Raw genomic sequence first — 19,960 nt, 5'->3', positions numbered from 1 at the left:
GACTCTGTCCGTTTCGTCAATTCGCTGAACTAGCGGTTTAAGCCGCAGGTTCGGTGTAAACTCTTCGTTCAGCCAGAAACTTCGCAACAGATCCTGATGCATCAGTTGCACCAACACGGGGGCTTCGGCTTGGGACCGATTGGTCCGGGACACTCACGGTGAAGCTTCAGGCCGCCGGAACAATAGCGGCTAATTCGAAGGAAGAGGCACCACAACCTAAAAAAGCCCCTTTTGAGGTGTTAGGGTTAGGTGTCGGTGACAACGTCAACACGCTGCGTGCATCTTTGCAGATTGGTCAGACAATCGTCCGGGCAAGCCGGATTGACGCCAAAGACGGCGCCATCCTGCACCTTTCCTTTGACGCCCTGACCCGCGCACGCGAGGCGCTTCAGGCGGCCACAGCCGATACGAAAATGTCGCTGACCCTTGTGTTTACCAACAGTGACGAAGCCGAAGCGATCACGTCGGAAACGCATCTGGAAACCGCCAACATGGTTCAGATGATCTTGCCGGTTATGCTGGATCCCGGCGCGCGGCGCGTCGTAGGGACACGCATGGATACACTGGTCTTTGGCGACCCATCCTACGACCGGCAACTGGCTGGTGAAACGCTTCCGGATCTGAAATGATTGGCAAAAGGCCCTTATCGGCTGGCCGTTGACCGGCGCGAATACATTGCTGACAGCCCGCTATATATCGCAGTCAGCCGCGTGAACGAGGCAACGGGAGGATTTCTGGACCGGACAGAGCTTGAAGATATTGAACGCAGCGCGCTTGGCGTCGTGAAATTCCAACGTATCCAACCTGACAAGAACGGTGTCACCCCACCGCCTACGGATCTGGTGCTTTACAAGCAGGATGGATCGCCCGCCGATACAAGTAATCTTGGCCTGGCTCGGGCAGTTCGCGTGAACGCAAGTGACCTGAGGAATAAAACGACCGGACTTGCGCCGCTTGAGCCAGGAGATACGCTGCTGATTCAGTTTACGATTCAGCTGGAGGATGAAAAGCTTGAACTCTCACTGCGTCCTCGGATTGTGGCAGCTCCCGTGATCGCTCCACCGCCTTCTGTTTATGTCCTGACGGAGGCGTTGCAAGGTTTTGTCGGGCGCGATGTGTCGCGGCTGCGCCTGCATGCCGCGTCAGCACTGCCTACGCGGATCGAACACCCTGACCTGTTTCAGGACCTAGGTCGGGGCCATGTGCGCCGTGAAGGCCTATTTGTCTGGCATTACGCGCGACCGAATTCCCCTGCACTACCCGCAGCATCTGACCCGGACGTGGATTTCATAAAAGTTGACCGGTCAGGAGGGGCGCAGTTGCCGGATGATCGTTGATGTCGGTTCTACTGAACCTGTCGAAACGCGCGCTCACTACGAACGATCACGCTGCAAATGGAAGCGTCGCTAACTCGGCGCTCGAACCGAGCTCAGTGCGTTTTCCCGTGCTTGTTTAATGATTCCGCTGTGCCCTGAACGCGAGGGCCATTTTTATTTCCGAGTAAATCCGAATAATCTCGATACCACGTTACTGGCCAAACAGAGCAATGGCATCAGATTAGCTCTCAGTTGAATAGCGATAATGTTCCGACGACATGCGCACGTATTGCACCTCGCGGAAGGAACGTCGCGTATCCTGTGTGTCAATCCTTAATCGCCGGAATTCGGAAATGTGTTTCCGAAGATGGGCAACACTTTTCCAAATCAGGACATTCGCAAATGAACAAATCAGACTATCGACTGGAAACAGCAGCGGCGCTGAAACGCGAACTTGGAGGATCACATCGGGCGGCAAAAGCGTCAATGAACTAGGCAGGTGTCTCGGAGCGAACCGCAAAGAACTGGCTTGCCGGAGCCAATGGACTCGCTGGCGAACCCCTGATCGACCTCATACGGCATTCAGGCGAGGTCGCTGCAACTGTTATGCCTCTTTGCGGTCGAAGCGAAGTTTGCATATCCTTGGAGCTAGCATGTCTCCGGGCCGTTCTTGTACGTTTGCCGACAACGACGTACGAAATCATGGGGACGTAAGCCTGAAAGAGCTACTCTTTCCCTGCAGTATCGTGAGTTTTCACTGAAAAGGCGGAAAAATTTCCCTGTTGGGATGTTCAGGGAACTCGCCCACAAGTCACTGATCTGTCTGCAGATTTCATGCCTACGGACGTCAACTAGCGTTAAAACGGTGCGATTTCCCTGTAAAGCCCCCTGTTATCAGGGAATTTTTGGGCGAGACTGGCTAGCTGCAAACTGCCTGCACAGCCATGATTTTCCAAAGCCAATAAAATCAAGGGGCAATACCTGCCCTGACGCGCCGCGTCACAATCCTCAGAAATTGTGACGCAGAGTGTGACAGATGCCGTTGCGCGCTATGCCCGCAAGCGCGCGGATTCGTCCCGTCGAAAACCACCAATGTTACGCATCTAGCTGATGCAAGCTGAACTGAACCCCGTATTTGAGGGAAGCTCCACTTAGGGCATCAGGGGTCATCCAGCATCGGCTGTTTTAGATCAAGATTAAGAGTGCAACCCCTAACGCGCGCGCTCTTCAAGCACCTTTCGCGCCACGCGGAAGCATTCCAGTGCCTGTGGAACGCCGCAGTAAATGCCGATGACATGGATGATCGCGCGGATTTCCTCGGTCGTGACGCCGTTTTTGATCGCGCCACGGCAATGGATTTCCCATTCGTGCATTTTACCCAACGCGCCGATCATCGACAGGTTCATCATTGATCGGGTCTTGGCGTCGATCACATCGTCACCCCAACCAAACCCCCAGCACCAGGCGGTCATCGCCTCTTGAAACGGACGGGTGAAATCGTCGGCAGCGGCCAGGTTCTTTTCGACATAGTCCGCACCCAGCGTCGCCTTGCGCTGCTCCAGACCTTTCAGGAACAGGTCTTCATCAAATGTGCTCATCACTCGATCCTTTTACTGAGGCTGTCCGTCAACGGCTTCGCGCATCCATTTTTGCAGATGCATGACGGGATGTTCCGAATTTACACCACCTTTGGGATCAACAACCAGAGGTCCGGGGCGATATCCGCGCGAATGCAGGCCGCGCTGCACGGATTCGACCAGCCTGATATCCTCTTCCACCGTAGTCGCACGGTCCTGTTCGGCCAGTTGCCGTATCTTGGGATCATCCACATCGCCCACAGAATACCAGCCGCGCCAGACCACAACATGATCCGCATCCACAGCGCGCCAGTGATAGGTATTCAGCACGTTCCCCGGATAGACCTGGAACGAAAACAAGGGCCAGAGGAACCAACTGGAATACCCATCAAAATGCTTGAAACCCGACTGAATGTCATAGGTCATGTTTTCAAGGCTCTGACATTCCGTTGTATGACGCAGACACATGCCTTGGGGTTGGATGTCGTAGGTTTCGGGTCTGACCACACCGTTCGCAAATGTCGGGTGGTTGAGCGAACAGTGATAGCACTCCGAGTAGTTCTCAACCGAGACTTTCCAGTTGCAGTGTTCCGGTATCTCGACCCATTCCAGCGGCTTCAGATCGGACCAGTTGGGAACCCAGCCTTCGAGCTCGACGCGGGCGCTCGGGAACCACTCGTCCATTGGCGCGGCTTCGGGATCGAGATTGACGAAGACAAAGCCGAGAAACTCTTCGCTGCACACTTCGGTAAGGCACACGGTTGATTTGTCGAAGCCTTCTACCGCCTTGAGGTTTGGTCCTGCCCGCAACTCTCCGGTCAGTTCATAGGTCCAGGCGTGATAGGGACAGACCACGACGCGCGTTGTACCCGTGCCTTCGACAAGCTGATGCGCGCGGTGCTGACAGACATTGTAGAACACCCGGATCTTGTCATCGCGACCCCGGATTGCAAACAGATCCTGCCCTGCAACTTCGAACGCGACGTATGCGCCTGGCTCAGCAAGTTCTGAAGCGTGGCAGCCAAACTGCCATGTGCGCGCCAGCAAGCCTTCGGTTTCCAACCGGAACACGGCTGGGTCTGTATAGTATCGGGCTGCAAGAGAGTGGATGGATCCTCTCACGTATCCTCCGAATGATACAGGCCTAGTTGATGACGGCGTTTGTGAAAAGTCTCGACACGGTTGACGATCTCATTGCTGGCAACCGCAATAACGAAGGACAACAGCGTCTCCAGCAACGCAATCGTGCTGACCGAGGACGGGAAGAATTGCGGCGTATCTGCCGAGATGACAAAGCTGTGGTCGGCGTTTCGCAGCACTGGGCTGGCTGGGCTGTCAGACAGCCCCACGATCTTAAGCCCTTGCTCGCGCGCGACGTGAACCGCCTCGACCACTTCGTTGCGATAGGGTTTGCAGGTCATGGCGATCAACACATCACGTTTATCCGCCCAGGCCAGATCGTCAATCGGGTTCGATCCGGAACGCGGGATTGCATGGAACTGCACCATCCCGGTTGATGCCAGATAAACGAAATTCCGGGCGTTCGAGTTGTTAACACCAACGCCAAGCACAAACACATTGCGCGAGTTCCAGATGTCTTCAGCCGCAGCCTTCAGCTGCCCGGACGAGATATTGGCAAAGGTCTCCTCGACATTGCGCAGCGCGTCCTGAACCATATCCGCGTAAAGCCCGCCCATGTTGCCTGACTTGCGAATGTCCTGCAACCAGCGCGCACGATCCGGGAAATCCGCCTGCCCGCGCCGGATCGCTTCTCGGAAGGGCACGCGAAAATCCTCGTACCCTTCAAAGCCCACCTGCCGCGCCATGCGGACGATGGTGTTGGGTTTAACATTAGCGGCCTCGGCGATTTCCCGCACGGTTGAAACCCCCACGTCGCGGGGATTTTCCAACACATAAGTGGCGGCTTTGCGTGCCTCGGGCGTCAGCTCTGACAGTTCGCCCGCCAACCGTTCCAGAATCGTATCTGATACATTTGTCCCAATCATGATTGACGATGGTACTTTTGTTTGCTTACGCTGTCGAGGTAAAATCGACTCAGAGGATTGATCCGATGGCACCTGTTTTCCCAACCCATGCACGCGTGGTTATTGTGGGCGGCGGCGTGATGGGGGTTGGTCTTGCCTACCACCTTGGGCACGAAGGCTGGGGCGCTGACACGGTCCTGCTGGAAAAGGCCGAACTGACCAGCGGCAGCACCTGGCACGCGGCAGGGCAGATCACTCATTCAACCTCGAGCTTTGGACTGGGAAAATGCGTCGACTACAATATCGGGCTCTATTCTGGCACCCTGGAGGCCGAGACCGGTCAGGCCGTGACATGGCATGGCTGTGGCTCATTCCGGCTGGCTTATACTGAAGACGAAATGGATTGGTTGCGCCATACCCTTTCGGTCGGCTGTTCTTTGGGCTTCAATATCGAACTGGTCGGTCCAGACCGGATTGCCGAACTGCATCCATTCTACAATCTGGACGGCGCGTTGGGTGCGTTGCACACCCCCGATGACGGCCATGTGGACCCGACCAATGTGACCATGGCGATGGCTGCGGGCGCCCGCCAGAAAGGTGTTCGGATCATCCGTCATTGTCAGGCGACCGACATTACGCAGGCCAAAAACGGCGAATGGGTTGTTGAGACACCCAAGGGCACAATCACCTGTGAACATGTGGTCAACGCGGGCGGCACGTATGCACGGCAGATGGGTGAATGGTCGGGCTTGCAATTGCCTATGACCTCGATGACGCACCACTACTTTGTGACTGAACCGGTGCCCGAGTTCGAAGCGTTGGACAAAGAACTGCCGGTGATCCGCGACGACAAAAAGGTCTCGGGCTATATCCGAATGGAACAAAAGCGCGGTCTGATTGGGATTTACGAGAAAGAAAACCCCAACTCAGTCTGGCATGATCATTGCCCGTGGGATTACGAGAACTGGCTGTTCGACGCCGATTACGACCGGGTTATGCCGTGGCTTGAAGAAAGCCTGAATCGGATGCCCATCTTTGCAGAACTGGGTATTCAACGCGAGGTGCATGGGGCCATCAGCCATCCGCCGGATGGCAACCCACTGATCGGTCCCGCGCCGGGTGTGCGGAACTACTGGTGTTGCTGCGGTACCCAGATCGGGATCGGTTGGGGGCCGGGCCTGACGCGCGAGTTGGCGCGGTGGATGGTGCATGGGGCGGCTGACATCTCGATGCGTGAGTATGACCCGCGCCGTTTCGGCAGCTACGCCGCAAAGGATTGGCAGGTGATCAAGGCCGAGGAAGATTATTGCCTGCGCCACGAAATCCCTTTTCCACATTTCAACCGGCTGGCTGGCCGTCCGATCAAACCGTCACCGCTGCACGAACTGTTGAAATCCAAGGGCGCCGTGCATGAAGAGGTATATGGATTTGAGCGCCCGCGCTGGTTCGCCCGCAATGAAGTGGCGCAGCACGATCATTATTCCTTCCGCCGCACCATCGTCGACAAGATGGTTGGACACGAGGTCAAAGCCGTGCGCGAACGGGTTGGCATCATGGACGTCACCGCCTTCACCAAAGTCGAAGTTTCGGGACCAGGCGCATACGCCCTGTTGGACCAGCTAACCGCCAACCGGATGCCGCAGAAGGACGGTTCGATCACGCTGACGCATATGCTGAACCGCAGGGGTCGGATTGAGCTGGAAACAACCATCGTCCGCATGGCACAGAATCGCTATTACCTTGTTTGTGCGGCGTTCTTCGAACAACGCCTGTTGGACCAACTGTGCGAGGCAAGAATTTTCGACGAAAATTCTGTCTCCGTCATCAGCCATTCGACCGACTGGTCAGCGCTGTCGCTCAACGGTCCAGATTCGCGCGATGTCCTGAGTGCCTGTACCGAAGCTGACCTAAGCAACGCCGGGTTTCGCTGGCTCTCTGCCCAGCTGATCAGGATCGCGGGTCACGAAGTCTGGGCATTCCGTCTGTCCTATGTCGGCGAGCTCGGTTGGGAATTGCACATGCCCAACGCCGCCTGTCTGGACGTCTATAACGCCCTTTGGGCTGCTGGTGAGGCGCACGGGATCGCCAATTATGGCAGCTTTGCAATGAATGTCATGCGGATCGAGAAAGGCTTTAAAGGAGCCGGAGAGTTGACGAACGAAGTCACGCTGGCCGAAGCGGGCCTGCTGCGCTTTGCACGCACGGACAAGAACTATCTGGGCCGCGATGAAACGCTGAACACGAATCTGCCGTGGGTCTGTGCGTATCTCGAAATCGAACCGGATGGCGAAATTGACGGCCATGGTGGTGAGGCCGTGCTGCTAAACGGGCGCGTTGTCGGCTCGACCGCTTCGGTGGCCTACGGGCACAGCGTCGGGAAGATTCTTGCATTCGCCTACATCAAACCCGCTGCCGCCGCCGCAGGCACCCTGCTGGAAGTGATTATCCAGGGCACGCCCCGTGCTGCGCGGGTTCTGTCTGAGCCCGCTTATGACCCGCAAAACCTGCGCCCACGCGCGGACATAATGATGGAGGTTTACGAATGACGCGGCCCGTTACAATGAAAGCCATGGTTACTAAGGGGCATGGGGATCTGGATCAGATGGTCTGGCACTCCGCGTGGCCCTGCCCCAGCCCTAAACCGGGCGAGGTTTTGATCAAGGTTGGGGCCTGTGGCCTGAACAATACCGACGTGAACACCCGATCCGGTTGGTACTCAAAAACCGTCAGCGACGCGACAACTGGAGACGCGTTTGAAGAGGTCGGCACAGACGACCCGACCTGGGGTGGTGCCCCTCTTGTTTTTCCGCGCATTCAGGGCGCAGACGTCTGCGGGCGGATCGTAGAAGTTGGCGCGGGGGTGGACCCAAAACGGATAGGAGAGCGCGTCATCACCGATGGCTGGTTGCGCGACCCGAAAGACCCGCTGAACAAGGATAAAACCGGCTATTTCGGATCAGAGCGGGATGGCGGCTTTGCCGAATATACGACCATCCCGGCGCAAAATGCGATTACTGTCCGCTCGTCCCTTTCGGATGCCGAACTGGCAACTTTTTCCTGCTCGTATTCGACTGCCGAGGGTATGCTCACCCGCGCCAAAGTGACCGAAACCGACACTGTGCTTGTTCCGGGCGCGTCGGGCGGCGTAGGCGGTGCTTTGGTGCAACTGTCCAAACGACGCAATGCCCGGGTCATCGCGCTGGCATCTGAAGCCAAACACGATGACGTGGCGCTTTTGGGGCCTGATCTCATCTTACCCCGCGCACCGGATGATCTGCGCGAATCCTTACGTACCGAGAAGATAACCGTTGTAGCCGATGTAGTTGGCGGACCCTACTGGCCGCAGCTTATCGCCATACTCGAACGTGGCGGGCGCTATGCCTGTTCGGGTGCGATTGCCGGTCCGATGGTCGAGTTCGACCTGCGCACGTTCTATCTGCGCGACCTGACCTTTGCTGGCTCAACCGTAATCGACCCCGAGGTAATACGGAACCTGGTGCGATATATAGAGGTGGGCGAGGTAAAGCCTGCCCTGGCTGCGATCTATCCCCTGGAACAACTGCATGAGGCGCAATCCGCCTTTATAGCAAAGAAGCACACCGGCAATATCGTGGTGATCCCATGATGATGGAGGACGTATTAGAAGCCGCCCGGCAGCTGCATCAGACCCACCCCACTTTGGCGGATTTTGGGGATTGGCCGACTGATCTCTCTGCTGCGGACGTGCAGCCAGTGCAGGTTCCCGCGACCCGGCTGATCAGGGAATTTGACCTTGACGGCACAGACACAACTCAAGCTCTGGTGACGGCCATCGCGGCAACTGCAAAGCTTGCACATTGGAAACAAACTTACACCGAGAAGGAAGTCGGAGCGGATTTTCTGGCTCGCTTCGGGTATTACGAACTTTTCGGCCCCGGCGGGCATTTCCACTCGACCCAACTGCGGGGGTACATCGCGTATTGGGGTGCGGGTCTGCACTATGACTGGCACAGCCATCAGGCGGAAGAGTTGTATCTGACCCTTGCAGGTGAGGCGCAGTTTCGGATCAGGGGTAATGAGAAAATCATCGGTCCGGGTCAGACCCGTTTGCATAAAAGCTGGCAAAGCCACGCCATGACCACGAGTGACAAGCCGATCCTGACCTTTGTCCTATGGCGCGGTGACGGTTTGGGCGATCTGCCCCGGATGGATGCCCCATGACGCTGAGTGACCGCAGCATATCCATGAACGGCTTTACTAGTACATGTGGAACCGCCACCGGCATGAAATACGCATCATCGACCACTGGACTGAGCGCCGTGCTGGAAATCCAGATTCTTTGTTCTCCAACTGATGAGGTCACCAAATGAGACCACAGGCCACCGCGACCCAGATGATCGACGATGCACGGGTACGCGTAACCCGTTTCGACTTTGTACCCGGCGCTGAAACCGGCTGGCACCAACACGCAATGGATTACGTCATTACGGCCATTTCCGATTGTCATATGCGTTTGGAGTTGCCGGATGGCACAATCAGCGAAGTGACGGTTCCCGCCGGAACAGCGTATCGCCGCGATGAAGGGGTCGAGCATAACGTGATCAATGCCGGAGAGACTCGGATGTCGTTTGTCGAAGTGGAACTGAAATGAAAATCACGCGGATTTCGGTCTTTCAAATCAACCTGCCGTTGGAGCACCCTTATTGGCTGTCCGGCGGACGATTGAAATTCGAAATGCTCGACGCGACATTAGTGAAAATTGAAACTGATGCAGGGCTGATCGGCTGGGGTGAAGGCACACCCTGGGGGCACACCTATGTTCCGGCTCATGGACCCGGCATTCGGGCCGGGATCGAGACGATGGCCGCGTTTGTGCTGGGGCTCGACCCGCGCCGGGTCCTGGACGTCGAACGCGCGATGGATCTGAACCTGCCCGGGCATCTCTATGCCAAAAGCCCGATCGATATGGCCTGCTGGGATATTGCCGGTCAGGCTGCGGGTCTTCCGATCGCCGATCTTATGGGCGGCGGATCGCGCACACCCCGCCCGATCGCCTCTTCTGTGGGGGCCAAGACGGTCCAGGAAACCCGTGCAGTCATCGATCGCTATCGCCAGCGCGGCTATATCGCCCATTCGGTCAAGATCGGAGGGGATGTGACCCATGACATTGCGCGCATCCGCGACGTCGAGAACCTGCGCCGACCCGATGAGATCATTCTCTATGACGTCAACCGCAGCTGGACCCGTCAGCAGGCCCTGCAGGTAATGAGCGCAGTTGCAGATCTAAACATAATGATCGAACAGCCCTGCGAGTCTCTGGACGATATCGCGGCGCTTGCGGGCCGACATGCCTCGCCGGTGTCAGTCGACGAGAGCCTCGTGACCTTGCAGGACGCGACCCGCATCGCCCGCGATGGCATCGCCGAGATTTTCGGCATCAAGCTCAATCGCGTCGGCGGGTTGACCAAAGCAGCCCGGATGCGCGATGTGGCGCTGGCCCACGGGATTGATTTATTTGTCATGGCGACCGGCGGTTCGATTCTGGCGGATACTGAAGCCTTGCATCTGGCCGCCACCATTCCGGATATGAATTGTCACGCGGTTTGGGCCTGTCAGGACATGATCACCGTTGATATTGCCGGGGGTCGCGGACCTCGTAATCAAAATGGCCACCTTCAACTGCCGGAAACACCCGGTCTCGGAGTCTACCCAGACGAGGATACCCTCGGCTCTCCGATCGCTACCTACGAGATCCCGCGATGATTTGCCTCGTCTTCTGGCCCCAGATATCACAGGGATTGAATGGGCCAACGGTCAAGAAAGCGGCTACCCTCTCCAACCAAACTCCACCTAACCCCGAGGGGTAGACTATATGAAAATCATAAAGTTAAGCCTCTGGTCGGTCGATCTCACCAGCCACGAAACTTATTACATGGCCGACGACAAAACCTGTGCCACTGTTGAAACCCATGTTCTCTGCCTCGAAACCGATACTGGCTTGAAAGGCTGGGGTGAGGTTTGCCCGATCCCGCATTACCTGCCCGCCTTTGCAAAGGGTGTGCCAAGCGCGGTGGCCGAGATGGGTTCTGAAATCATCGGCATGCCTCCGTTTGGTGTGGAAGCACAAATGTGCAAGCTGGATGGCTTTCTGCAGGGCCACGCTTACGCCAAGTCGATTGTCGATATTGCCTTGTGGGACCTGTTCGGTAAGGCCACGGGGCAACCGCTTTACACCCTGCTCGGAGGGCGGACGCGCAGGGACATGCCGCTCTATCACTCAATCACCTGCATCGCGCCGGACGAGATGGTTCGGATCGCCAAAACCGCCTTTCAGACCGGCATCCGACAGTTCCAGGTCAAACTCGGGGTCGAGGGCGATTGGCAGGCAGATGCAGAACGGTTGATCAAAGTGCGCGAGGCCGTTGGTCCTGGCCCGCTGGTTTATGGCGACTGGAACTGTGGTGCATCCCGCCTGCACGCCACGCGAACAGGCCGCTCCATAGCGCATCTGGACATCATGCTTGAACAGCCCTGCAAGACGCTGGATGATTGCGCCGCGGTACGTCAGGCCACAGGCTTGCCGATGAAAATCGACGAAAACGCGCACGATCTGGCCTCACTGATGCGCGCATCAGAGTTGGGCTGCATGGGCGCGGTTGCGCTGAAACTCTCTAAATTCGGCGGCCTGTCGGCAATGCGCCGCGCCCGTGATCTGTCGGTTCATCTGGGGGCCGAGATATGCGCCGAATGTACCTGGGGCTCCGATATTGTGACCGCCGCTTCGTTGCATTTTGCGGCGTCCACACCGCATGGTTCGCTGATGAACACCTGCGATCTGTCGGCTTATGTCTCACCGCGTCTGTGCCCGGATGCGCCGGAGCGCGCGGATGGTCGTATCGCACCGCCTGATGGTCCGGGGCTCGGCGTGGCGCCCGCCCCGGAACTCCTTGGAAATCCGATTTTGGAAGTGGTCTGACAGATGTTGAAAACGCATACTCAATCCGAATGGATCGCACGCGCCGAACAGGTTTTGCCGGCCGGAGGGTTTGGCAATTTTGAGCCCGGTATCCTCATCGCACGCGGCGAAGGCAGCCGCGTCTGGGATGAGGACGGCAAGGAGTATGTTGACTATCTGATCGGGTCCGGCCCAATGCTGCTGGGCCACGGCCACCCCGAAGTGATGGAGGCCGTGCTGGAACAGCTCCCCAAGGGCATGACCTTCTTTGCCAATAACAGCAAGGGTGTGGAACTGGCTGAGGCAATCGTCGGCGCCGTGCCATGCTGCGAACAGGTACGTTTTGTCGCCTCGGGTGGTGAGGCGGATATGTATGCGATCCGGCTGGCGCGTGCTTATACCGGCAAGGACAAAATCCTGAAGTTCGAAGGCGGCTATCACGGTATGAGCGCCGAGGCACAAATGAGCCTGGCCCCTGCTAAGCGCGTCAACTTCCCCCAAGCGGTGCCGGATAGTGCAGGTATCCTGCAAGGCGTTGTCGACCAGATGCTGATTGCGCCTTACAACGACCTTGAAGCCGTGGCTGCGCTGTTGGCAGAATATGACAACGTGGCCGCAATAATAGTCGAGCCCGTGCAACGGATCATACCGCCTGCACCAGGCTATCTGCAGGGGTTGCGCGATCTGTGCGACACACACAATGTGCTGCTGATCTTCGACGAGATCGTAACAGGATTCCGGTTGTCATATGGCGGCGCGCAAGAGCGCTATGGCGTGACGCCGGATATCTGCACTTTGGGCAAAATCATCGGCGGCGGTTTCCCGCTGGCGGCACTTGGGGCCAGCGCCGAGATCATGCAGCATTTTGATAAGGGTAAGGTCGGCGCCGACAAATGGCTGATGCAACTGGGCACGTTGTCGGGCAATCCCGTCGCCGCAGCCGCAGGCTTGAAAACAATGGAGATTCTGGCCCGCGCCGGTGCCTATGACCATCTGCGGGATGTCGGGCGCAAGCTGCAAGTGATGCAGTCTGACGCGTTAGTCAAAGCCGGGATCGCCCATCAGATTTGTGGGGATGAAACCCTGTTCGACATCTATTTCACAGACCAATCCTGCTGTAACTATCGCAGTGCGGCTCATGACGATCCCAGCCGCAATGCGCGCTACAACGCGGTGTTGCGCGAGAAGGGCGTGTTCAAATCTCCGGGAAAACTCTACCCCTCGATGGCAGTGACGCAGGCAGATCTGGACTTGACCCATGACGCTGTTCAGGCCGCGGTTGCGGCGATCAATCCTGACTAAGGTTTGGTTGTTCTTGCGCCTGCGCCACGGGATCGATGCAACCGGCACAATCTGACAGGATACCATGATCAAGATCGAGCCCATTGGCGTCGAAATCTGGATGGGCGAATGGGAAGCCAGATGCGCCTATCGTCCTGCGGAAACCTGTGTCGAAAGCCTGACCATCACCAAGTTTCTGCAGCTCGCCGAGCGGAACTCGGATGATCTGTCCGAATTGCTGGGGATGAAGATGACTATGGTGCGATCCGGCGCTCGGGTCGGCTGCGCGATGCGATCTGCGGCCTGTATGAACACCAAAAAGCGCGAGAATATCATCGTCACCCATTGTACATTCGGCGCCGAGGTGACGCCTATCCCACTGTGGGCCGAAAACGCCTACGCCAATACACCGTCAATCCTTCGGGAAGGGTTGGGAAGGTATCCGATTGCCTTGCGAGACAGAGCTAACGCCGCATCGACCGTCCATTGTGGAACAGATGCACCTTGTCGGGTGCAGCCGTGACCGAGACAGCTTGACCACGCAGGTTGCGCTGAATACCGGGTAGCTTGGCGACTACTGTCTCTCGGCCTTCGGGTGCAGCGAAGTAAAGCAACGTGACCTCGCCCAGGGCTTCGGTAAAATCAACCACGCCCGCGTAGACTGAGGCCCCCTCGGTCATCACCAAATCCTCGGGTCGCACACCGATGTTGACGGCCTTACCTTCGTCACCAGCAACGGTCGGAATTGAGGAGACCGCCACGCCACCGTCATCCAGCGTCACCGTCGTCGTCTCTCCGGTCGCGGTGATAATGCCCGGCAACAGGTTCATCGAAGGGGAGCCAATGAACTGGGCGACGAACTCGTTGTCAGGCGTCTCATAAAGCTCCAGCGGTGTACCTACCTGCGCGATCCCCTTGTCGGCCAGAACCACGATGCGGCTGGCCAGCGTCATCGCCTCGACCTGATCGTGGGTGACGTAGATCATCGTGCTATCTGGCATTGCTTCCTTGAGCCGCGCGATCTCGATCCGCGTGGCCACTCGTAGGGCAGCGTCAAGGTTCGAAAGTGGCTCGTCGAACAGATAAACCTTCGGATCACGCACGATCGCGCGGCCAATCGCAACCCGCTGGCGCTGCCCACCGGAAAGTGCCTTGGGAAGGCGATCCAACAAAGGTTCAAGTTGCAGGATTTGGGCCGCACGCTCTACCGCAGCGTCGACTTCAGCATTGGGCATCTTGGCAATCTTGAGCGCGAAGGCCATGTTCTCACGCACGGTCATATGCGGGTAGAGCGCATAGGACTGGAACACCATTGCGATGCCCCGCTGTGCTGGTGGAACATCGTTGACAACCAGCCCTTCGATTTCAAGCGTGCCGCCCGTGATCTTTTCAAGGCCCGCAATCATCCGCAGCAAAGTGGATTTGCCACACCCAGACGGACCGACAAAGACAATCAGTTCGCCCTGCTCGATTTCAAGATCGATATGTTTCAGAACATCGACCGGGCCATAGGATTTAGCCACATCCGTGAGTTTGAGTTCCGACATAGTTTACCTCTTTTCCCGAGCCAGCAGACAGAATTGAGCGGCGCTCAGCGTTACCGTGCCTTCCCCGCGAACGCCGCCCAAATCCTCCCCGATCACACGCCAGTCGCCTCCGGGTAGTTCAAGTTCTGCGGGCTCTGAACCCATGTTGAAGGCGCAAAACACCTGCTCTGTTGCATCTTCGCGAGTGAAGGTCAGAACCGATCCGATCTGCGACATCCCGGTCTGCGCCCCGGACATCAGCGCCGAATATGTATGGCGCAGTGCAATCGCCCTGCGGTAATGGTGCAGCGTCGATTGCGGATCCTGCTCCAATCTGTCCACAGCCCGTTCAGCTTGTGCGGAACTGACAGGCAACCACGGTCGACTTGAACTGAACCCGGATTGTTCATCCTGCGCAGCCCAGACCATCGGCGTGCGGCATCCATCACGGCCCTTGAACTCGGGCCAGAACTCGATGCCATAAGGGTCTTGCAAATCTTCAAACGCAACATCCGCCTCGGGCAGACCCAGTTCCTCACCCTGATACAGGCAAGCCGAGCCACGCAGGCACATCATGAGAACGGCGTGCTGCCGGATAGCTGCATCGTCCAAACCCCAGCGCGAAGCATGGCGTTGAACATCGTGGTTTGAGAAGGCCCAGCAGGGCCATGCATCACCCGCCTTGTCCTCAAGCTGGTCAAAAACCTGCTTTGCGTAAGCTGCCGTCAAAGCCCGCTTTTCAAGGAACTCGAAAGCATAGCACATGTGCATCCGCTTATCGCCGCGTGTGTATTCGCCCATGATCTCAAGCCCGCGCTGCGCGTCGCCGACCTCACCCAGACAGGCGCGGCCTTCGTATTCGTCAGTCAGCGCGCGAAGACGTTCGAGGAAGGCGATGTTCTCGGGCTGGCTTTTAGAAAACAGGTGATCCTGATGGTTATACGGGTTCACCATTGGCGCAATGGATGCGTTGCGCTGATCCATGGGGAGGCCGGGATTGTCGCGCAGCTGAGCGTCGTGGAAATAGAAGTTGATCGTGTCCAAACGGAACCCGTCGACCCCCAGGTCCAACCAGAATCGGGCCACATCCAGCAATGCATCTTGAACATCTTTGCAATGGAAATTCAGATCCGGCTGCGAGGTCAAGAAATTGTGCAGGTAATATTGCAGACGCCGCGCATCCCACTGCCAGGCCGAACCACCAAAGATCGACAGCCAGTTATTCGGTGGCGTCCCGTCCGGCTTAGGATCGGCCCAGACGTACCAGTCAGATTTTGGGTTCTCACGGTTGGCGCGGCTCTCGCCAAACCACGGGTGCTGATCCGAGGTGTGGGACAGCACGAGGTCGATCATGACTTTCAACCCGTGCGAATGCGCCTGATCCAACAAATCCCTGAAATCCGCCATCGTGCCGAACATCGGATCAACATCGCGATAGTCGCTGACATCATACCCAAAATCCTTCATCGGAGATTTAAAGAATGGCGAAATCCAGATCGCATCGACGCCCAGAGACGCGATGTAGCCCAGCCGCTGAGTGATACCCTTAAGGTCTCCAATCCCATCGCCGTTGCTGTCCTGAAAGCTGCGCGGATAGATTTGATAGATCACACCGCCCCGCCACCAGTCCGATGTCGCTTTGGTTGCTTTGGAAAATGTTGCGTTGGTCTGCACGTTCATCACACGCCCTTATTTTACGGATCCGGCCAACAGACCGCGAACCAGATATTTTTGCATCGCAAAGAAGACCACCAGCGGCACCGCGATTGAAACGAACGCCGCCGTGGCAAGGATTTCCCAGTTGCCGCCCCGTGTGCCCAGCAACTCAACAATTCGGTTGGTCATCACCGTCGTCTGACCCGTGGCATCGATCAGAAACACCTTGGCAACCAGCAGATCGTTCCATGTCCACAGGAACTGAAAGATCGCAAATGAAGCCAGCGCAGGGAAGCTGAGCGGCAGGATCAGTTTGGTGAATATCTGAAACTCGGTTGCGCCGTCGACCCGCGCGTTTTCGATCAGATCGCGGGGTAGCCCGGCCATGTAATTGCGCAGCAGATAGATCGCCAGCGGCATTCCAAAGCCGGTATGCGCGAGCCACACGCCCAGATACCCTTTGGGTATACCGATGCTCAGATGAAGCTTCAGCAGCGGGATCAGCGCCAATTGCAAAGGAACAACCAGCAAACCGACCACCGCTGCAATCAGCAGGGCACGGCCCGGAAAATCCATCCATGCCAGCGCATAGGCCGCAAAAGCGGCGACAAGGATCGGGATGATCGTTGCCGGGATCGTGACCGTGAGTGTATTGAAGAAGGCCTTGCCCATACTGTCGGTGCTGTCTTCGGCCAGCAGCACCTTGTGATAATTGCCCAGCGTAAACTCGGGTGGAAGCTCGGCGGTTACAAATACACGCGCACCGCGACTGCCCGAGAATTCTTCGGTGTTTTCCATGCGATAGTTGCCATCGGCGTCGACTGTGATCTCGCCACCACGGCGCAACTCAGCCGTTTCGCCCGGTTTGAACGCATCAATCGCGCGAGAGCTTACGCCCCATTGCGAAATCTTGGCCGTAACACCGGCGTCAAACAGATTACCCTTAATGACATAAAGCCCGTTCTCAAGCACCTGCGTCTCGGGCGCGGCGCTGCGCAGCGTCAGGTTCTGCTCGGATGGAAACAGTGATCTCCACCAACCGCTGGTCGCAATCTGATCCGCCGTCCGGAAGGATGAAATCAGCAGACCCAGTGTCGGGAAGACCCACAGCACCACCAAAAGAAGGACCGAGGCATGGACCGCCCATCTGAGGGCCGGTTTGGTTCCTGCAATATCGTTCATGCCGCCCTCCTCTACTGCATTTCTTTGCGCGCATTGCGCACGTTCCAGATCAGGATCGGTGTCACCAGCAGCATGATCACCATGGCCGAAGCCGACCCGACACCCCAGTCATTGGCGCGGAACAGCTTGTCGAACATGTAATTGGCCAGCACCTGCGTTTCCCATTGCCCGTTGGTCATGGCAAAAACGATGTCGAAGACCTTGAGAACGGTGATTGTGATCGTCGTCCAGACCACCAGAATGGTTGTCTTGATTTGCGGCACCTTGATCCGGAAGAATATCTGGAACGGGTTTGCACCGTCCAGAACGGCAGCCTCTATGGTTTCCTCGGGGATGCCGCGCAAGGCGGCAGAGAGGATGACCATGGCAAAACCGGTTTGTATCCAGACCAGAACGATCATCAGGAAGAAGCTGTTCCAGAACGGAATCGTCAGCCATGTCTGCGGCTCGGCCCCGCCAAAGAAGATGTAAAGCGCGTTCAGGATGCCGATCTGATCTTGTTCCGCCGGTCTTGTGTCATAGACCAGTTTCCAGATCACCGAGGCCCCCACGAACGAAATCGCCATCGGCATGAAGATCAGCGCCTTGGCCACGTTGCCCCAGCGGATGCGGTCAGTGAGTTGTGCCACCAGCAACCCGAATGCGGTCGACATCGCTGGAACCACGATCAGCCAGAGCATATTGTTGCGCATGGCTTCCCAGAATTTGGGCTCGGCGGCCATCTGGCGATAATTGTCGAGGCCAACCCACTTATAACCGCCTCCGGGGATGCGATCGGTCAGCGACAAGCGCAGCGTCTCAAAGACCGGATAGGCCAGATATAATCCCAGAGCGAGCAATGCGGGAAACAGGAACAGCCAGGGTCGGATCATGTTGGCGCGGTTGATATTCCGGCCTACATTCGGACCACGTGCAGGGAACAGAACCTTGTCCAGAACCTGGTTTGACAGGTAGAAATAGCCCACACAGCCCGACACGCCGATGGCGATGGTCAGCAGGCCTTGAAATGCCGGATGCATGACGCTCTCCGTTGCGAAAGGGGAATTGGGCGGCCTGATGTGCAGGCCACCCGGTCTCAGACCTGCTTAGTTCAACGCATCCCATGAGGACTGGATTTCGTCGGCAACCTCTTGGGCTGGCTTGCCGCCGGTATAGTCGACCATACCTGTCCAGAATGTACCCGCACCAACGCCACCCGGCATCAGATCGGACCCGTCAAACCGGAATGTGGTCGCGCCCAGAAGAATGTCGTTCATCTTCTTCAGCGTCGGGTCCGAGAACAAGGATGTATCCACCCCCTTATGCGGGGTCAGGAAACCAGTCAGCTGCATCCAGATCTCGTGCGCTTCGGGTGTTTGCAGATAAGCGATCAAATCGTGCGCGGCCGGGCTGTCATTGGTGATCGCCCAAAGCGTACCGGCACCCAATACCGGGCTGCCGAGGTCTTTTCCTTCATAGGCAGGAAAGTAGAAAAAGTCTGCATCCTCGCCCACAACAGCTCCCTCAGGAAAGAAGGCTGGTATGAACGACGCCTGACGATGCATGTAACATTGCGGAGGTGAGCTGAACATGCCCTTCGGGCTGTCACGGAAATCAGTCGTTGCGACCGCTCCAGCGCCGCCTGCAACATAGTCATCATTGCGAGCGAAAGCTCCGAATTCCTCGATGGCTTCGATCACCTTGGGGTCGTTGAACTTCATCTCGTTCGAGACCCAAGCGTCGTAATCCTCGGGCGACTGAGTGCGCAGCATCATGTCCTCGACCCAGTCCGTCGCGGGCCAACCGGTTGCGCCGCCAGAACCCAGACCGATGCACCACGGCGTCTCGCCATCTGCAACGATCTGGTCGGTCAACGCCTTGAGCTCTTCCATCGTGGTCGGCACTTCATAACCCGCATCTTCGAAATTCTCGGGCACATACCAGACCAGCGATTTCACATCGACCTTGTAAAAGAAGCCATAAAGATGATCTTCGCCATCGGCACCGGGGTAAGTGCCTAGATCGACCCAGGATTGACCGGCTGCATAATTGTCCCGGATCCAGTTCCCGGTGCCATCACCCAGAGGGGTCAGAAAACCCGATTTTGCCATATCCGCCGCAAGACCGGGCTGAGGGAACACAGACACATTCGGAGCCGATCCTGCCTCGGCATCGATCCTGATCTGCTGCTCAAAGCTGTCCGAGCCGACATAGGCGTACTCATGACCCGTCGCGGCAGCAAAGCCGTCCAGAACCTTTTCGACATTCTCCTGATCCGGCCCCAACCACGGTCCGAAAACAGTAACCTTGTCGGCCTGAGCAGCGCCCGCCATCAGGGCGAGCGTCGCCGCGCCTGCATAAAGCGAGTGTTTCATGAGTTCTCCTCCCAACTATAAATGCGTCTTTGAGACTCTTTTTCAAAGCGCTTTGGATGCATCATCTTATCCGCTAACATTGAATGCCTGTCAACATCTCTGCCAATCTTAACCGCAATAATAATATTATGAGTGCAATTGGTGAAACA

At 57.1% G+C, this 19,960-nt stretch carries 19 protein-coding genes; 11 read left to right on the top strand and 8 right to left on the bottom strand.

Annotated elements, in window-relative coordinates:
• The first annotated feature begins 158 nt into the window (after nt 1-158).
• Together BLU89_RS20225 and BLU89_RS20220 are read left to right on the top strand one after the other, a co-directional pair.
• Nucleotides 159-629: a hypothetical protein gene (locus tag BLU89_RS20225; RefSeq protein WP_074739416.1), complete on the top strand. Its 471-nt coding sequence runs from the start codon at nt 159-161 to the stop codon at nt 627-629.
• Entirely contained in the window at nt 630-1,337 is a 708-nt protein-coding gene (locus BLU89_RS20220; protein ID WP_074739414.1) for a hypothetical protein, read from the top strand.
• A 1,190-nt stretch (nt 1,338-2,527) separates the two neighbouring features.
• On the opposite strand, the gene BLU89_RS20210 is transcribed toward BLU89_RS20220, so the two are convergent.
• Genes BLU89_RS20210 through BLU89_RS20200 form a run of 3 tightly spaced genes read right to left on the bottom strand, consistent with a single transcriptional unit; the run spans nt 2,528 to nt 4,899 of the window.
• On the bottom strand, nt 2,528-2,914 hold the full coding sequence (locus BLU89_RS20210; protein WP_074739412.1) for a carboxymuconolactone decarboxylase family protein: 387 nt from the start codon (nt 2,912-2,914) through the stop codon (nt 2,528-2,530).
• Between the two features lie 12 nt (nt 2,915-2,926).
• A complete protein-coding gene (locus tag BLU89_RS20205; protein ID WP_074739410.1) occupies nt 2,927-4,015 on the bottom strand; it encodes an aromatic ring-hydroxylating oxygenase subunit alpha in 1,089 nt (362 codons plus the stop codon).
• The gene (locus BLU89_RS20200; RefSeq protein WP_074739408.1) at nt 4,012-4,899 is read right to left on the bottom strand and encodes a MurR/RpiR family transcriptional regulator; all 888 of its coding nucleotides are present in this window, start codon (nt 4,897-4,899) and stop codon (nt 4,012-4,014) included. Before BLU89_RS20200 ends, BLU89_RS20205 begins: the two co-directional genes overlap by 4 nt.
• A 65-nt stretch (nt 4,900-4,964) precedes the next feature.
• On the opposite strand from BLU89_RS20200, the gene BLU89_RS20195 reads away from it, so the two are divergent.
• From BLU89_RS20195 to BLU89_RS21425, 9 genes are all read left to right on the top strand, one after another.
• A complete protein-coding gene (locus tag BLU89_RS20195; RefSeq protein WP_074739406.1) occupies nt 4,965-7,424 on the top strand; it encodes an FAD-dependent oxidoreductase in 2,460 nt (819 codons plus the stop codon).
• Complete coding sequence (locus BLU89_RS20190; protein WP_074739404.1) at nt 7,421-8,503, top strand: alcohol dehydrogenase family protein; 1,083 nt, start codon at nt 7,421-7,423, stop codon at nt 8,501-8,503. Before BLU89_RS20195 ends, BLU89_RS20190 begins: the two co-directional genes overlap by 4 nt.
• Before the next feature lie 2 nt (nt 8,504-8,505).
• Complete coding sequence (locus BLU89_RS20185) at nt 8,506-9,078, top strand: dimethylsulfonioproprionate lyase family protein (protein WP_245709810.1); 573 nt, start codon at nt 8,506-8,508, stop codon at nt 9,076-9,078.
• The gene (locus tag BLU89_RS21620) at nt 9,075-9,227 is read left to right on the top strand and encodes a hypothetical protein (protein WP_176797739.1); all 153 of its coding nucleotides are present in this window, start codon (nt 9,075-9,077) and stop codon (nt 9,225-9,227) included. The genes BLU89_RS20185 and BLU89_RS21620 overlap by 4 nt, the downstream gene beginning before the upstream one ends.
• Nucleotides 9,224-9,508, top strand: coding sequence for a cupin domain-containing protein (locus BLU89_RS20180; protein ID WP_074739400.1), 285 nt, complete (start codon nt 9,224-9,226; stop codon nt 9,506-9,508). Before BLU89_RS21620 ends, BLU89_RS20180 begins: the two co-directional genes overlap by 4 nt.
• Nucleotides 9,505-10,620, top strand: a complete 1,116-nt coding sequence (locus BLU89_RS20175) for a mandelate racemase/muconate lactonizing enzyme family protein (protein ID WP_074739398.1) — start codon at nt 9,505-9,507, stop codon at nt 10,618-10,620. The genes BLU89_RS20180 and BLU89_RS20175 overlap by 4 nt, the downstream gene beginning before the upstream one ends.
• 109 nt (nt 10,621-10,729) lie before the next feature.
• Nucleotides 10,730-11,833 carry a mandelate racemase/muconate lactonizing enzyme family protein gene (locus tag BLU89_RS20170; RefSeq protein WP_074739396.1) on the top strand — a complete coding sequence of 368 codons (1,104 nt, stop codon included), beginning with the start codon at nt 10,730-10,732 and terminating at the stop codon, nt 11,831-11,833.
• 3 nt (nt 11,834-11,836) lie between these two features.
• Nucleotides 11,837-13,114 (top strand): aspartate aminotransferase family protein, encoded by a 1,278-nt coding sequence (locus tag BLU89_RS20165; RefSeq protein ID WP_074739394.1) that lies wholly within the window; start codon nt 11,837-11,839, stop codon nt 13,112-13,114.
• A 64-nt stretch (nt 13,115-13,178) separates the two neighbouring features.
• Nucleotides 13,179-13,616, top strand: a complete 438-nt coding sequence (locus BLU89_RS21425) for a PLP-dependent aminotransferase family protein (RefSeq protein WP_143030640.1) — start codon at nt 13,179-13,181, stop codon at nt 13,614-13,616.
• Here the strand turns inward: BLU89_RS21425 and BLU89_RS20155 are convergent.
• From BLU89_RS20155 to BLU89_RS20135, 5 genes are all read right to left on the bottom strand, one after another.
• Nucleotides 13,558-14,640, bottom strand: a complete 1,083-nt coding sequence (locus BLU89_RS20155; RefSeq protein ID WP_074739390.1) for an ABC transporter ATP-binding protein — start codon at nt 14,638-14,640, stop codon at nt 13,558-13,560. The two genes, BLU89_RS21425 and BLU89_RS20155, sit on opposite strands and share 59 nt — an antisense overlap.
• A 3-nt stretch (nt 14,641-14,643) precedes the next feature.
• Nucleotides 14,644-16,299: an alpha-glucosidase gene (locus BLU89_RS20150; protein WP_074739388.1), complete on the bottom strand. Its 1,656-nt coding sequence runs from the start codon at nt 16,297-16,299 to the stop codon at nt 14,644-14,646.
• Nucleotides 16,300-16,308: 9 nt separating this feature from the next.
• A complete protein-coding gene (locus BLU89_RS20145) occupies nt 16,309-17,457 on the bottom strand; it encodes a carbohydrate ABC transporter permease (protein ID WP_074739386.1) in 1,149 nt (382 codons plus the stop codon).
• Nucleotides 17,458-17,468: 11 nt separating this feature from the next.
• Nucleotides 17,469-18,476: a carbohydrate ABC transporter permease gene (locus tag BLU89_RS20140; protein ID WP_074739384.1), complete on the bottom strand. Its 1,008-nt coding sequence runs from the start codon at nt 18,474-18,476 to the stop codon at nt 17,469-17,471.
• 66 nt (nt 18,477-18,542) lie between these two features.
• Nucleotides 18,543-19,811, bottom strand: coding sequence for an ABC transporter substrate-binding protein (locus BLU89_RS20135; RefSeq protein WP_074739382.1), 1,269 nt, complete (start codon nt 19,809-19,811; stop codon nt 18,543-18,545).
• Nucleotides 19,812-19,960 lie beyond the last annotated feature (149 nt).

The organism is Ruegeria halocynthiae, from assembly GCF_900106805.1.
Taxonomy (GTDB): domain Bacteria; phylum Pseudomonadota; class Alphaproteobacteria; order Rhodobacterales; family Rhodobacteraceae; genus Ruegeria; species Ruegeria halocynthiae.
This window is presented reverse-complemented; position numbering and strand designations above follow the sequence as displayed.

What these genes read in the sequence shown, in the direction of transcription:
- BLU89_RS20210 (WP_074739412.1), bottom strand. Translation starts at nt 2,914, where the DNA reads ATGAGCACATTTGATGAAGACCTGTTCCTGAAAGGTCTGGAGCAGCGC.
- BLU89_RS20200 (WP_074739408.1), bottom strand. Translation starts at nt 4,899, where the DNA reads ATGATTGGGACAAATGTATCAGATACGATTCTGGAACGGTTGGCGGGC.
- BLU89_RS20195 (WP_074739406.1), top strand. Translation starts at nt 4,965, where the DNA reads ATGGCACCTGTTTTCCCAACCCATGCACGCGTGGTTATTGTGGGCGGC.
- BLU89_RS20190 (WP_074739404.1), top strand. Translation starts at nt 7,421, where the DNA reads ATGACGCGGCCCGTTACAATGAAAGCCATGGTTACTAAGGGGCATGGG.
- BLU89_RS20185 (WP_245709810.1), top strand. Translation starts at nt 8,506, where the DNA reads ATGGAGGACGTATTAGAAGCCGCCCGGCAGCTGCATCAGACCCACCCC.
- BLU89_RS21620 (WP_176797739.1), top strand. Translation starts at nt 9,075, where the DNA reads ATGACGCTGAGTGACCGCAGCATATCCATGAACGGCTTTACTAGTACA.
- BLU89_RS20180 (WP_074739400.1), top strand. Translation starts at nt 9,224, where the DNA reads ATGAGACCACAGGCCACCGCGACCCAGATGATCGACGATGCACGGGTA.
- BLU89_RS20175 (WP_074739398.1), top strand. Translation starts at nt 9,505, where the DNA reads ATGAAAATCACGCGGATTTCGGTCTTTCAAATCAACCTGCCGTTGGAG.
- BLU89_RS20170 (WP_074739396.1), top strand. Translation starts at nt 10,730, where the DNA reads ATGAAAATCATAAAGTTAAGCCTCTGGTCGGTCGATCTCACCAGCCAC.
- BLU89_RS20165 (WP_074739394.1), top strand. Translation starts at nt 11,837, where the DNA reads ATGTTGAAAACGCATACTCAATCCGAATGGATCGCACGCGCCGAACAG.
- BLU89_RS21425 (WP_143030640.1), top strand. Translation starts at nt 13,179, where the DNA reads ATGATCAAGATCGAGCCCATTGGCGTCGAAATCTGGATGGGCGAATGG.
- BLU89_RS20155 (WP_074739390.1), bottom strand. Translation starts at nt 14,640, where the DNA reads ATGTCGGAACTCAAACTCACGGATGTGGCTAAATCCTATGGCCCGGTC.
- BLU89_RS20150 (WP_074739388.1), bottom strand. Translation starts at nt 16,299, where the DNA reads ATGAACGTGCAGACCAACGCAACATTTTCCAAAGCAACCAAAGCGACA.
- BLU89_RS20145 (WP_074739386.1), bottom strand. Translation starts at nt 17,457, where the DNA reads ATGAACGATATTGCAGGAACCAAACCGGCCCTCAGATGGGCGGTCCAT.
- BLU89_RS20140 (WP_074739384.1), bottom strand. Translation starts at nt 18,476, where the DNA reads ATGCATCCGGCATTTCAAGGCCTGCTGACCATCGCCATCGGCGTGTCG.
- BLU89_RS20135 (WP_074739382.1), bottom strand. Translation starts at nt 19,811, where the DNA reads ATGAAACACTCGCTTTATGCAGGCGCGGCGACGCTCGCCCTGATGGCG.